The organism is Myxococcus sp. AB036A, assembly GCF_006547355.1.
GTDB lineage: Bacteria > Myxococcota > Myxococcia > Myxococcales > Myxococcaceae > Myxococcus > Myxococcus virescens.
Genome location: NZ_VHLC01000019.1, coordinates 37,616 through 51,287, shown reverse-complemented (window position 1 = coordinate 51,287; position 13,672 = coordinate 37,616). Strand labels below are relative to the sequence as shown.

Genomic DNA, 13,672 nt, shown 5'->3' with positions numbered 1-13,672 from the left:
CACAGAATCCAGCACCATGACCGGCTCTGACCATCACGACCCGCTCGGACTGGAGTCCTCCGCGACGGTGTCGCTCGGCATGGTGCGCCACGGTGTGCCGGTGCCGGCGGTGCTCGCCTGTGTCCATCAGGAGTCCGCTGCGGCCATCAACGATGCGCAGTTGGCACTGCTCCATCCGAACGAGCGGGCTCGACTGGAGGGCTTTCGCGCGGACTCGCGACGGCTCGGGTTCTTCTTGGGGCGCTACGCAGCCAAACGCGCCCTCAGCGGGCTCGGCGTCCAGGTGCCGATGCACGCGGTCGAAATCGCGCCCGGCGTCTTTGAACACCCGGTGGTCAAGGGCGCGGGAGGGGATTCGCCCGTGGTCTCCCTCAGCCACGCGCGCTCGGTGGCGGCAGCGGTCGCGTGTGGGCCGGAGCACATCGTTGGCGTCGACGTCGAGCAGCTCTCTCCCGAACGGACGGACGTCTTCGAATCCGTGATGCCGCAGCGCGAGCTGGCCATGGTCCGTCACTCGCCCGGCGGCGGCGAGCTGGCGGCGAACGTCATCTGGACCATGAAGGAAGCGCTCTCCAAGGCCCTGCGCTGCGGGCTCACCGCTCCGTTCGAGGTCCTGGAGGTCGACGCCTTCGAGGGGCATGTCGCGGGAGGCTACGGCTGCCTCTTCCGCAACTTCGCCCAGTACCGAGCCCGTGCCTGGGTGCTCGGCGGGTACGTTCTCGCGGTGGTGTCCCCCAAGCACTCGCTGCTCCATGTCGCACCGGCGGACCTGGAGCGCATCCGCCAAGTGTTTGGTCGCGACGTGTCTCGAAGCTAGGCCACCAGCTCCGTCGCCGCGCCTGACTTGCGCTGGCGCCAGCGCAGCTCCAGTGCTTCACGCTCCAGCGCGTGGGCGTGGACACCGCGGCTCCGCTGGCGGTCGCGCGGGCTGGCCTGACAGACGAAGGGCCGGAGGCAGCCGTTTCCAGCCACCTCCGGCCCTGGATGCTTCAAGGCCGTATCACGGGTGCGGTCAGGCGCGCAGGGCGACCACGGTCACCCCGTCGCCGCCTTCGTGGCCTTCACCCGGCCGGTACATGCGGATGTACGGAGACGCGGCCAGGTAGTCACGGATGGCCTGCTTGAGCGCCCCCGTGCCATGGCCGTGGATGACGAGCGCGGCGTCTTCTCCGCTGCGCATGCCGCGGTCCAGGAACGACTCCAGCTCCGCCAGTGCGTCGTCCGCGCGCATGCCGCGCACGTCGCAGCGGAAATGGGTGGCCTCCACCTCGGAGGGAGCCGCGGAGGCCGCGCGCTTGAGCGCCGCATCCTGCTTCTGCCGCTCCGGGAACTTCGCCTGCTGCGGCTTGCGCGTGCGCGCGCCCGACAGCTCCGTGATGGGCACGCGCATCTTCAGCGCGCCCCCCGCGGACACCACCGCGTGGTTGTCCGCCAGCTCCAGGATTTCCACATCGCGGTTCAGCCCCGAGTGGTGCACCCAGGCGCCCACCTTCAGGTTGGCCGGGCCAGGTGCTTCTACCTGGAACAGCTCCGCCTTGGCGGCCTGGGCGCGCTTCAGCGCCTCGTCCGCGCGCTGCTGGAGTTGCTGCCGGGCCTCGGCGAGGGCCTTCTCGTTCTGCTCGGCTCGAAGCTTCGTCAGCAGCTTCTGCACTTCCGCCGCCGCGTGCTCGCTGGCCGCATGTACGTCGTCGTTGAACTGCATCATCCGGGCGCGGCGCTCGCGCTCGAAGGACTGCTTCTGCTTCTCCAGGTCGGCCCGGAGCGCCTCGGCCTCCTGGGCCGCCACGCGGGCGCGTTCCAGCTCCTCGGAGAGCTTGCGCCGTTCCTCCTCGGCCGCCGTCAGCGCCTTGGTGAGCGGACCGCCGGCATTGACGGACAGCTCCCGGGCGCGCTCGCACACGTTCTGGGGCAGGCCCACGCGCGCCGCCATCTCGATGGCCGACGACTGGCCCGCGGCGCCAATCTGGAGCCGGTAGGTGGGGGCCATGCGCTTCGAGTCGAAGCCCACGCGCGCGTTGAGGAAGCGCGGGTCCATGTGCGCCAGCGCCTTCAGCTCCTCCAAGTGTGTGGTGACGAGCACCACCACGCCCTTGGACATCAGCTCCTCCAGCACGGCGATGGCGATGGCCGCGCCCTCGCGCGGGTCGGTGTCCGCGGCGATTTCGTCGATGAGGACCAGTGAGCCCTCGCCCACGGCGCCGATGATGTCGCGCAGCATCACCACGTGCGCGCTGAACGTGGACAGGCCCTGCTCCAGGTCCTGCGCGTCACCCACGGTGGAATGGACGGAGCGGTACAGCGGCATCCGGGAGCCTTCGGCCACCGGAATCGGCAGGCCGGCGCGGAGCATCAGCGCGCAGAGGCCCACGCCCGTCAGCGTCACCGTCTTGCCGCCCGCGTTGGGGCCGGAGACGACCAGGGCCTTCGCATCGCCCGTGAGCGTCACGTCGTTGGCCACCACCTCGGCGCCCTTGAGCACCAGGCGCGGGTGGCGCAGCTGCCGCAGCTGCATGTCCGTGACGTTCTCGAAGGCCGGCATGCTGGCGCCCAGGTCCGCGGAGAGGATGGCCACGGATTCGGCCTCGTCCAGCTCCGCCACGGCGTCCAGGCCTTCCAGGATGCGCTCCGACTCCCGGCCGAGCTGGTCGCTCAGGGCCTGGAGCACCTTGCGCTCCTCCTCGGCCACCTCCGATTGGGCGATGGCGAGGTCGTTGCCCAGGCCCACCATGGCCTGGGGCTCCATGAAGAGCGTCTGGCCCGTCTGGCTGGCGTTGTGGACGATGCCGTCCACTTCCGAGCGGTAGTTGGCCACCACCGGCACCACGTAACGCCCGTTGCGGATCGTGTAGTAGTTCTCGCGCAGCTTGGGGAGGAAGGCCTCGTCGTGGAGCATCTCGTCGAGCCGCGACTTGATGCGGCGATGGAGCCCACGTGCGCGGTCCCGGGCTTCGCGCAGCTCCGGGCTGGCGCGGTCGGAGATCTCACCGTCCGGTTCGAAACACTGGTCGATGCGGCGGGCCAGCGGCTCCAGCGAGGGCAGCCGGCGGGCAATCTCCACCAGCCGGGGGACGCGGGCCCGGCGTTCGTCCAGTGCCTCGCGGGTGCGGACGAAGGCGAACAGGAGCTGCGCCGAGTCGATGAGCTGGCGGGGCTCCAGCATGCCGCCCTTGGCCGCATGGCCGATGGGCGTCCGCAGGTCCGTCACGCCACCCAAGGGGAGGGAGAACTGCTCCTGGGACAACGACCGGGTCTCGGCGACGAGCGCGAGGGCCTCCGCCACGGCCTCGGGGGTGTCCAGGAAGGGCCGGGCGAGCACTCGCTCTCTGCCGGGCTCCGTCCTGCAGCGTTGCGCCAACGCGCGGAGCACATCCGCGAAGCCCAGGTCTTCCAGCGTTCTTTGCGATATCTGCACGGTCATGGGTTTCATGCGCGGCCGTTCGGCCGTCAAGAGGATCTATTGAGGCGCCCGGGTCGGCTCTGCTATCAGCCGCACATGAGGTGGGTCATCCTGGTGGCTTTGCTGGCGGGCGCGACGGACGCAGCGGAGCCTTCTGCTCTGACACCGGCCTCGTCACGGACGGTGGTGTCGCTCCCGGAGGCCCTGGCCCTGGAAGCGGATGGGAATGATGTGGGCGCCCTGGCCGCGCTGGAGGCCCTGGTCCGGGCTCAACCCGCGTGGGAGCTGCCTCGGTTGGAGATGGCTCGGCTCCTGCTGAAGACGGGAGGCGCGCTGGATCAGGCGGAGTCCCACCTGAACGCCGCGCTCCAGCAGGCTCCCAATAATCCCCGCGCCTGGTACCTGCGGGGATTGTTGTGGGAGGAGCGGGATGACCGCCGGCAGGCCGTCCAGGCGTACGAGCAGGCCGTCCAGCTGCGCGCCTCCTACGAGGAGGCCCGCTTCCGGCTGGGGACGCTCTGGCTGGACATGGGGGACCTGCTCAAGTCGGAGTTGCACCTGCGTTACCTGGCGCGGCTGAAGCCGGAGTGGGTGCAGGTGCGCCTCCAGCTGGCGGAGGTGCTGGAGAAGCAGGAGCGCCTGCTGGACGCGGAGAAGGAGCTGCTGGCGGCGCGAGGCTTCCAGCCAGCCAGTCCGCTGGTCCTCCGGCGGCTCGCCGACTTCTACACGCGCACGGGGCGGCCCCAGCTCGCGGAGCGGGTCCGCGCAGCGCTGGAAGCCCCTCCGAAGCGGCGAATGCGAGACCTCAAACCATCACGTCGCTGACAGCGAGCAGTCATTCGGTACGCAGTTACGATTGCACCATCGACGGTGGCGCATAGACTGCGCGGGCTTTGAAGACCGCCAACCTCGCCATCGTCTTCACCGACATCAAGGGCTTCACCGAGCGGACCAGCCGGCAGACGCTGGAGGAGAACCAGCGCCTGCTCCAGGTCCATGAGGCCCTGCTGGCGCCGCTGTTCAAGGCGTTTGGCGGGCGCATCGTCAAGTCCATCGGTGACGCGTACCTCGTCACCTTCGAATCGCCCACCCAGGCGGTGCTCAGCGGCATCGCCATCCAGGATCGGTTGTGGCACCACAACCGGACGGTGGAGGTGTCGGAGCAGATTCACGTCCGCGTGGCCATCAACGTGGGCGAGGTGCGGCTGGACGGGAACGACATCTTCGGCGAGCCCGTCAACATCGCCGCCCGGGTGGAGGGCATCGCCGAGGCGGGCGAGGTGTACTTCACCGAGGCCGTCTACCTGGCGATGAACAAGGCCGAGGTGCCTTCCAAGGAAGTGGGCGCCTACGAGCTGAAGGGCATCCCGGGGAAGATTCGCGTCTTCCACGTGCCCCGGGCGCCGTACCGCGTGGAGGCCCCCGCGGCGAGCGCCATCGCCGAGGCGCCGGGCTCCGAATCGATGCCGCCCTTCGGGAACCTGGCCCTGTCCCGCGTGGCGGAGCCGTCGTCACCGGGGGCGCAGGTGGACCTGTCCGTGCTGGGGCAGCGGGCCGCGGCGGGCGCCGCGGTCATCAGCCAACGCGCGGCCGCGGGTGCCACGGTGCTGGGCCAGCAGGCCGCGGAGCTCGGGCGGCAGGCGCGCACGGTGGGCGGTTCGCTCTTCTCGCGCGGCATGGCGACGCTTCCGCCGCAGGTCCAGAAGCACCGCGTGCTGGTGGGCGTGGGCGCGGCCATCGTGCTCGCGGGCGTCGCGATGCTGGCGTTCAGTGGCGACGAGACGGTGCGCGCCATCAAGGCGGTGGAGCGGGCGCCCGAGGAGGAGCGGACCGCGCTGGCCAAGGACGTTCGGACCCTCATCATGAAGGAGGAGGACTCCGGGCGGCGCAACTTCCTGCTGGGCCGTCTGACGGAAGCGACGGGCAAGCCCGATGACGCGCTGAAGGTCTACGCCACGGCCGTGAAGGCCGGCAGCCGCGCCGCGGAGGACCGCCTCATCGAGATGCTGTCGCACGCGCGATGCGACGTGCGCTCGGATGCCGCGTCCACGGTAGGCCGGCTCCAGTTGAAGCGGGCGGTGAGCGCGCTGGAGGACCTGAAGTCCGACGGCGGGCCCGATGACGGGGTGCGGACGGGCCTGTTCGGCATTTCCAAGTGCGACTCGAAGGTGGCCGCGGACAACGCGCTCAAGGGCTTCAAGGAGCGTTGATGTGCCGGCCCTCGGGGCTGGCTGAGGAAGGGAACGCCGTGACGAAGGTGAAGACGGGACTGGACGTGTGGGTGGAGCAGGGCTTCTCCGCGTTGAAGGGCAAGCGCGTGGGCGCCATCGTGAATCCCACCAGCGTGGATGCTCGCTTCCGCCACCTGGCGGACCTGCTGTCGGGCGCGAACGGCGTCACGCTGGCTGCGCTCTTCGGCCCGGAGCACGGCATCCGGGGTGAGGCGCAGTACATGGTCGCCGTGGACGAGGCGAAGGACCGCCGCACCGGCGTGCCGGTGTACAGCCTCTACGGCTCCACCTTCGAATCGCTGTCGCCCCGGCAGGAGTCACTCCAGGGGTTGGACGCGCTCGTCTTCGACATCCAGGACGTGGGCAGCCGCTACTACACCTACGTCTACACCATGGCGCTGGCCATGAAGGCCGCGGCGAAGGCCCGCGTGCCCTTCTACGTGCTGGACCGGCCGAACCCACTCAACGGCGTGGCGATGGAAGGCAACCTGGTGGGGGAGGGCTTCCGCTCCTTCGTGGGCCTGTACGCACTGCCCAACCGCCACGGCATGACGGCGGGGGAGCTGGCCCGCCTCTTCAACGTCCAGGAGGGCTTCGGCTGCGAGCTGACGGTGGTGCCGTGCGAAGGCTGGCGCCGCGGCCAGTTCTGGTCGGAGACGGGGCTGCCCTTCATCTCGCCGTCGCCCAACATGCCCACCGCCGACACCGCGCTGGTGTACCCGGGCATGTGTCTGGGCGAGGGCACCAACGTCTCGGAGGGCCGTGGCACCTGCCGCCCCTTCGAGCAGTTCGGGGCACCGTGGGTGGACACGGACCAGTTGCTGGCGCGGCTGGCGAAGGAGGATCTGCCCGGGGTCGCCTTCCGGGCCGTGGGCTTCACGCCGACGTTCGACAAGTACACGGGGCAGTCCTGCAACGGCGCCTTCATCCACGTGACGGACCGGGAGGCCTTCCAGCCCCTGCGCACCGGCGTCGCCATCTTCCAGGCGCTGCATGACATTGGCCCGGGCTCGTTCGATTGGCGCGCGGATGCCTACGAGTTCGTCGAGGACGTGCCGGCCTTCGACCTGCTCTGCGGGACGGACCAGGTGCGCCGAGGCATCGAGGCGGGGTGGCCGCTGGAGCGGTTGCTGGAGGGGTTCTCCGCTCAGACGGAAACGTTCGCACGTCACAGGACGTCCTACCTGCTATACGCTTGAGGCGTGATCGGCGTCTTCTCCGACAGCCATGGGGACCTCGAAGCCTTCGATGCGGCCTACGAACTGCTGCGCTCCAAGGGGGCGCGGCGTTTTCTCTTCGCGGGCGCGCGCTACACGGACCTGGATGAATGGGTGCTGTGGCGGCGGCAGAAGAGCCGGGGCGGGCGTGAGTACTCGGACGCGGACTTCCTGGCGGACGTGACGAACTGGCTGGGCAGTCAGGACGCGCTGCCCCGCACGCCGTCGCGCGCGGAGGCCCCGGCGGACGTGGCGTCGGAGGACGACCGCCGGCTCGTCATGGAGCGCTTCATCCGCGTGCCCGAGCGCGAATCGCTCCAGTACAGAGACCCCTCCATCAACAACAAGGTCATGGACCTGATGGGGGACACGCTGTGCTGCGTGGTGCACGACAAGAACGATTTGACGCGGGATGACCTGCTCAACGCGCTGCTCTTCGTTCACGGCAAGGAGCCGGAGCCCAAGGTGGTGCAGATTGGCCCGCGCTACTTCCTGACGCCGGGGCGACTGGTGGGCGCCGCCGAGCAGACGTGCGCGCTCCTGGAGAAGGTAGACCGGAACCTGCGCTTCTCCGCGTTCCGCCTGGATGGGCACGCGATAGTGGAGCCCCAGGTCATCGTTCTGGAAAAGAAGTCCCCGAAGTTGTCCCTCAAGTGACGTGAGGCCCGCCGTGCAGGTCGCGCTCCTCGGAGGCTCGTTCAACCCGCCCCATGTGGGGCACCTCATGGCCGCCACGTACGTCCATGCCACCCAGGACGTGGACGAGGTGTGGCTGATGCCGTCCTGGCAGCACCCATTCGGCAAGCAGATGGAGCCCTTCGAGCATCGCGTCGCCATGTGCGATGCGCTGTGCGCGGAGACATCGGGCTGGCTGAAGACGAGCCGGATCGAGCAGGAGCCGGGGCTCTCCGGCCGCACGGTGGACACGCTGACCCTGCTGGTGGCGCGGCATCCGGACATCCGCTGGTCGATCATCATCGGCAGCGACATCCTGCGCGACCTTCCGCATTGGAAGGACTTCCACCGCATCGAGGAACTGTCGCGGGTGATGGTGCTCAACCGCGCGGGGTACCCGGCGCCGAACACATTGGGGCCGCCGCTGGCGGAGGTGTCGTCGACGCTGATTCGCGACCTGCTCGCGCGCGGCGAGGCTCCGTCGGACCTAGTGCCCGCGCGCGCCATTGCCTATGCGCGCGAGCACGGCCTCTATGGCCTGAAGCGGACGCCATAGCGCCGCCGCCCCCTACGGGGTTTCTATTCCGTTGATACCTTGCGTAAAAACCAGGGCAGCTTGAAACTCGCGATGGCCGTTCTTTCCTGGAGAAACATCGCATGAATTCAAAGCTCGTGTTCGCTGCCGTGGCCCTGCTGTCGACGTCTGCCTTCGCCGAGGAGGATCTCAAGCCTGCGCAGGAGGAGGCGAAGGCGTCGTTCGAGGAGAAGATCTCCGAGGCTTTGGCCGCCGCGAACGAGAAGTGTGGCACCAAGCTCACCGTCAAGACCGACTTCCAGAACTTCAAGCCGGAGGCCTGGGCGAACTCGAGCTATGGCTCCTACTGTGAGGCGGCCATCAATGGGGTCACCAGCATGTGCGAGCGCCCGGCCTACAAGAAGGCGATTGCGAAGAAGGTGACCGGCGTGTCGTGCCTGTTCGGTGGCGTCAAGCCGCCTGAGAAGAAGGACGGCACCAACGACGCGACGCTGCGGAACCTCTCGCTCGACAAGGGCACGCTGACGTACCGCATGAGCGTGGACCACACGAACATCGAGGACAACACCAAGGCGACCCTCGAGAAGGCGCTGAACTGAGCATGGCGCGGGGGATGGCGATGATGCTCCTGCTGCTGTGGGCCCACGGGGCCGTGGCGGCGGAGTCACTGGAGTCGTTGGCCCTCAAGGTCTATCGGGGCACCGACGGGCAGTCCATCGAGGTCGTGACGCTGGCGCCCCGGGAGGCGTCGGAGGTGGTGCTGCGGCTTCAGGGCACCGACTCCGAGCAGGATGGCCTCTCGGTGCGCGGCAAGGCCCGGGACACGGGGCGGGGTATTGATTACGTCGTTCGTCATCGCGGCGCGGACTGGGTGCTGCTGTCCCAGCGTGCTGGCGATTACGAGGCCTTCGTTCCCGGGAAGCCATCCTTCCGCGTCAAGTTCAGCCAGGAGGCGACGGACAAGGCGTCTGCCTCCGAAGTGCTTTCCGCGCATCTGCTGCAACGGGAGTCCGGGCGGATCGCGGCCTTCGAGAAGAAGGCCTGGCCCCACCTGGAGAAGAAGTACACCGCGCGCGCCGCCGAGGCCATGGCGGCGCTGCGCAAGGCGTGTGGCACGTCACCGACCTTCACGTTCGACTGGAAGACCTTCGACGATGCGGTGATGGCGGAGCTGGACGTCTGGGCGGCGTGTGCGCCGCTCGCGATGCGGGCCCGGGCTCGCTGTGCCGCCTTGAAGGATGTCACGGTCCTCACCTGTCGCTTCGGGCCTGCGCTCGCGTTCGAGCGGGGGGCCGACGCGCTCATCTTCACCACCACTCGAGGGGGCGCGGCCGAGGGGCCCGCGTTCCTGAACGGGAGGCTCAAGTGATGCGTCGACTGCCCATGGTGCTGGTGTACCTCCTGGCTGCGCCGGTGCTGGCTCGCCCGGCCGCGACGCTCGAAGACCTCCGAGCGCTGGCCGTGCAGAAGTCCTGGGCGGAGCTGCTGGAGCGCGCGGAGGAGGTTCCTCCCGCCACGCGCTCCGACGCATGGCGCGCGCTCGTGACGGAAGCGGCGACGGCCGAAGTCGAATCGGCCGTGGCTTCGGACGACAAGGACCCGTTCGCCACCGCCCGGAAGGCGCGCGCGCTGGGGCAGCGGTATGCCTTCCTCGCCAAGGCGCCCGGCTTCGCCTCGGCGCGCGATGCGCGAGGATTGAAGGACCTGGAGCGTTGCCTCGAGCTCGAGCGGAGTGGCTGCATCGACACGTACCGGGAGCTGACGGGTGACGCGAGCGCTGAGACGATGCTCCAGGCCGCGCGGCTCGTGAAGCGGGGCCACTTCGCCTACGTCGCGATGCCGCTCTTCGCCTCGGCGGTGCGAGGTGGGAAGGAGGCTGGCGCCTGCAAGGACGAGGCGCTCGCCGAGGCGGTGCTGGCCGCACTGGACCTGCCCGCGACGGATGCCCGCGCGGGTGATGCGAGGAAGGTGGCGTTCGAATGGTGCTGGTCGGCGCTCGGCGCGAAGCTCAAGCGCGCGACGGTGGGCGCCTCGTCCTACTTCCTGGCCAACACCTGTCAGCCCATGCGAGCGCGGAAGGCGCTGACGGAGTTGCAGGACGACCTCTGCAAGGACGAGGAGCTGTAAGCGACATGCGAGCGCTCAACCGAAGTTCGTGATTCGCGAGCAGGTTGAGGGGCAAGCCCGAGTCAGAGGCCGAAGCCGATGAGGTGCAGGTGGTCCAGGCCCTGCTCGAAGCGGTAGGCATATTGGTAGTAGAGGGACACCGGAACCGCCTGCCCGAAGGTGAGGTGCAGTGACGCCGAGGCCCCCACGGCCGCGTGGTTGGCGCGGTTGTCGGTGCGGGCCAGGGAGCCGAAGGCCTCGACGCCGACGTCGCGCACGAAGAGGGACGGGAAGAGCCACAGCGTGGAGGCCCATCCGTAGTCGATGGGGACCCGGTACTGGTACGTCGCGGAGCCGATGAGCGCGTCGCGCGCGCGAATCTCCAGGTCCTCGTAGCCGCGCAGGTACTCGCTGAAGGCGATGCCCGGCTGCAACTGAAGGGGCAGCGGGCCGGTCTGCTGGCTCTCGCGGTTGGTGTACCAGATTTGCCCCGCTCTCAGGCCGCCGACCTGGAGCAGCCCGGACGGCGCGCCGGGGAGGAAGCGCCCCACCGCGGTAAGGCGGAGGTTGTCGCGCCCCGTGAAGGGGAGGCCCCCCGTGAAGGCGTCGAGTCCCAGGCGCACATCGCCCATGGTGGAGTCCCTGAGGAATGCGCCGGGGTACACACCCGCGGCGGCCGTCATGCCCAGGCCGCGCTGGGTGCTGCCGTAGGACGTGGCGTCACCCGCGAAGTACGACATGGAGACCTCCGGGCCGACGATGCGCGTCACCATGCGCGGGAAGCGGTCCGTGGCGTCGTACTCGCGGCGCAGCGCCAGCACGCCGAAGGTCACCGGCGTCGTCCAGAACGAGCGCGAGGCGAAGGTCGTGGCCTGGAGATCCGTGCGCTGATTCTGGCGGATGTACGCGCCTGAAACCTGGATGTACCAGGGCGCGAGTTGTGCGTTGCCGTAGGCCAGCGAGAGGCTGGGGGCGTCTTCTCGCGTGTCGAAGGAGAGCAGCAGCGAGTACGCATGGAAGCCGAGCCGGTCCTGTCCCGCCAGGGCCAACCCGCCCATCGTGTACGTGTCATCCGTGTTGTCGGGGTCGGCTCCCGCGAGCAGGTAGGGCACGCGGAGCTCGGGGATGAAGAAGCGCTCCAACGGTGAGTAGGGCTCGTCCGAGAGAATCTGGAGCTCCGTGCCTGGGTCAGGCGGGGCTTCGACAGGACCGTCGAGACCCGTGAGCGCCGTGGGCGCGTCTTCGGCCGCGGGAGATGGGGACGGCGGTGCGGTGTCCTCGGTGGCAGGCTGCTCCGACTGAGGGGCAGGCGGTGGAGGTACAGCGCCCTCGGCGGTACGGGTGGGCGGCTCCTCGGAGGGGGATGCTCCGTGGTCCGCCGCGGCCTCTGGCGGTGGTGACGCCTCATCGCTGGTGGAAGGCTGTCCGGATAGCGGGGCTCCATGGCCCTGCGCGGTCCCTGCCGGTGAGGACGGTTGCGCCGCATCGGGCTGGACCGGAGCGCCGGGCATGGGGAACGCGGCGAACTCGGACTCGGAAGGTGCGGCCGTAGGGGCCTGTTCCGACTCCGATGCCGGAGTCTCCGTGGGCACATCAGGGAGCCGGGGTGCTCCGGGTTCGGTCTCGAGAGACGGAGCTGAAGGGTGGGGTGCCTGCGCCAGCACTGCGTGCCCTGCCACCTCCACTTGCGCGGTGCCAGTGTCGGTCTCCACCGGCGCAATGGGCACCAGTGGGGCGCGGTCGATGGTGAAGTTCAGACCGTCCCGGTTGAGGAACACCACTTCCTCGGTTCCCACGGGATGAACGTCCATCACCAGGTGCGGCGCGTCCGTGATGCGAACCACTTCTCGCGTCGCCACCGTGAGGACGTGGGCCTGCAGTCGCCCCTCATGTTCCCGGAGGAACACGAGGCGTTCATCATCCAGCCACCGGGGCGAGTAGTTGAATCGGCCATCGCGCGTCAGCCACCGAAGGCGTCCATCCGCTTCCCGCAGGACCAGGTCCCAACCCGCGTCCCCTGAGAGTGGGAAGACGACCCGCTCGCCATCCGGTGCGACCGCGGGCGGCCCCACGGAGGTGCTGGCGCCGAAGTCGGTGAGGGCCTTCCGGGTGTCCGTCTCCAGATCCAGCCGCACCACGTTGGCCGAATCCCCATCGACGCGGACGTAGACGTAGGCCGTCCCATCCGGCGTGATGCTGCCACCCATCCCCATCACGTCATCCCAGAGCCGAACGACGTCACCCGTGCGCGCATCCACCTTCCACAGCTTCGCCGTGTAGCCCCCTTCCGTGTTCAGGTCGGCCATCACCAGGTACAGCCATGCGCCATCGCGGCTGAACGATATGCCGCTGACCAGCGTCGGGGAGCCCAGCACCCAGCGGCGCCCGGGCAGCAGCTCCACCAGCGGCCGTTCGAAGCGCACGCGGCCATCCGGCTCCAGCACCGTCAGCCGCGTGTAACGCTCCCGGCCCACGCCCACCGTCGCGGTGACTCCACTGGCCGCGTGCGAGGCCAGCCGGGAGAAGTAGCCCGCGTCGGACACCCACGTTCGCTGTGTCGAGGGCCGCTCGCGCACCTGCAGGCTCTCCCGCAGAGACTGCGTGTACTCCGCGAACAGCGAGCCAATGTCCCGCCCGTACACGCGCTTGAAGCGCAGTGTCACCGCCAGCGGAGGCACGAAGGAGCCGCCCTGTTCATCCACCAGCTTCCACAGCTTCGCCTCCCCGTAGCGCTTCGCGAGGTACTCCACGAAGTGCATGCCGGTGATGTAGTTGCCGCCGAACGGGTCCAGCGCGCGCTGCTCGGGGGACAGGTAGCCGGGGTTCAGCCACCCTCCGGTGGCCTGCACCACGGAGTCGTACCAGCCGCGCCAGATGGGGCTGTGGGGGCGTCCCGCGTCCTTTTCGAACTGCCCTTCGTAGTAGGTGGCCAGTCCTTCCAGGAACCACGACTCCGTATAGGAGTTGGGCTGGAACAGGCCCCCGGTGACGAGGTTGAGGAAACCCCAGACCCCGTCCGTCTGCTGGAGTTGCACGTAGTGGACGGCCTCGTGGCAGGCCACGTCGCCGACGTCCACCTCGCCCAGGTTGAACAGGTGGAACAGCTCCAGCGTCAGGTGGGAAGGCATCACCATCTGCTGCGGCGTGCTGGCGTAGTCCGGGACCACGTAGGCGTTGTTGAAGTTGGAGCTCGTCAGGTAGACGAGCACCCGGTCCCGCTTCTTCTTCCGCCACGTCTGCTCCTGGAGGCGGGCCACGCAGCCCTCCAGCCGCGACGCCATGCGCAGGGCCGCGCCCCGGAGCTGGGCGGGGTAGTAGAGCTCCAGGGACTCCGTGGTGAGCTTGCGCATCTCGTCCCGAGCGAACGAGGCCTGGATGTTCTGGGGGAAACGGGGTGTGACGAAGGCACACCCGCCGTTTGTCAGCAGGAAACAGGTGGCGAGGACAGCCCAGCGAAGCCACCAGCGGGAAGCGGGCATGCGGGCCATCCTACAGGCCACAAATCGTAGCC

12 protein-coding genes are annotated in these 13,672 nt (G+C 69.0%); 9 read left to right on the top strand and 3 right to left on the bottom strand.

All coding sequences use genetic code 11. The features are described 5' to 3' along the window. Positions 1-16: 16 nt before the first annotated feature. Positions 17-817, top strand: coding sequence for a 4'-phosphopantetheinyl transferase superfamily protein (locus FL344_RS10560; protein ID WP_141618422.1), 801 nt, complete (start codon positions 17-19; stop codon positions 815-817). Here FL344_RS10560 and FL344_RS10555 read toward each other — a convergent pair. Together FL344_RS10555 and FL344_RS10550 are read right to left on the bottom strand one after the other, a co-directional pair. Next, on the bottom strand, positions 814-993 hold the full coding sequence (locus FL344_RS10555; RefSeq protein WP_141618421.1) for a hypothetical protein: 180 nt from the start codon (positions 991-993) through the stop codon (positions 814-816). The genes FL344_RS10560 and FL344_RS10555 overlap by 4 nt on opposite strands. A 19-nt stretch (positions 994-1,012) precedes the next feature. Continuing rightward, complete coding sequence (locus tag FL344_RS10550; protein ID WP_141618454.1) at positions 1,013-3,418, bottom strand: endonuclease MutS2; 2,406 nt, start codon at positions 3,416-3,418, stop codon at positions 1,013-1,015. A gap of 75 nt (positions 3,419-3,493) precedes the next feature. Between FL344_RS10550 and FL344_RS10545 the strand changes: the two genes are divergently transcribed. The 8 genes from FL344_RS10545 (at position 3,494) to FL344_RS10510 (ending at position 10,182) form a co-directional block, all read left to right on the top strand. Further along, a complete protein-coding gene (locus tag FL344_RS10545) occupies positions 3,494-4,222 on the top strand; it encodes a tetratricopeptide repeat protein (protein ID WP_141618420.1) in 729 nt (242 codons plus the stop codon). Positions 4,223-4,290: 68 nt separating this feature from the next. Continuing rightward, on the top strand, positions 4,291-5,607 hold the full coding sequence (locus FL344_RS10540) for an adenylate/guanylate cyclase domain-containing protein (protein ID WP_141618419.1): 1,317 nt from the start codon (positions 4,291-4,293) through the stop codon (positions 5,605-5,607). Continuing rightward, entirely contained in the window at positions 5,607-6,827 is a 1,221-nt protein-coding gene (locus tag FL344_RS10535; protein ID WP_141618418.1) for an exo-beta-N-acetylmuramidase NamZ domain-containing protein, read from the top strand. The genes FL344_RS10540 and FL344_RS10535 overlap by 1 nt, the downstream gene beginning before the upstream one ends. Positions 6,828-6,830: 3 nt before the next feature. Beyond that, positions 6,831-7,502 carry a hypothetical protein gene (locus tag FL344_RS10530; protein ID WP_141590037.1) on the top strand — a complete coding sequence of 224 codons (672 nt, stop codon included), beginning with the start codon at positions 6,831-6,833 and terminating at the stop codon, positions 7,500-7,502. A gap of 1 nt (position 7,503) precedes the next feature. Beyond that, positions 7,504-8,076, top strand: coding sequence for a nicotinate (nicotinamide) nucleotide adenylyltransferase (nadD, locus tag FL344_RS10525; protein ID WP_011554188.1), 573 nt, complete (start codon positions 7,504-7,506; stop codon positions 8,074-8,076). A 101-nt stretch (positions 8,077-8,177) separates the two neighbouring features. Continuing rightward, on the top strand, positions 8,178-8,654 hold the full coding sequence (locus FL344_RS10520; protein ID WP_141590039.1) for a hypothetical protein: 477 nt from the start codon (positions 8,178-8,180) through the stop codon (positions 8,652-8,654). A gap of 2 nt (positions 8,655-8,656) precedes the next feature. After that, a complete protein-coding gene (locus FL344_RS10515; protein ID WP_228564934.1) occupies positions 8,657-9,424 on the top strand; it encodes a hypothetical protein in 768 nt (255 codons plus the stop codon). Then, positions 9,424-10,182, top strand: coding sequence for a hypothetical protein (locus FL344_RS10510; protein WP_228564933.1), 759 nt, complete (start codon positions 9,424-9,426; stop codon positions 10,180-10,182). Before FL344_RS10515 ends, FL344_RS10510 begins: the two co-directional genes overlap by 1 nt. A 62-nt stretch (positions 10,183-10,244) precedes the next feature. Here the strand turns inward: FL344_RS10510 and FL344_RS10505 are convergent, their stop codons facing one another. Then, the gene (locus FL344_RS10505; RefSeq protein WP_228564932.1) at positions 10,245-13,649 is read right to left on the bottom strand and encodes a hypothetical protein; all 3,405 of its coding nucleotides are present in this window, start codon (positions 13,647-13,649) and stop codon (positions 10,245-10,247) included. Positions 13,650-13,672 lie beyond the last annotated feature (23 nt).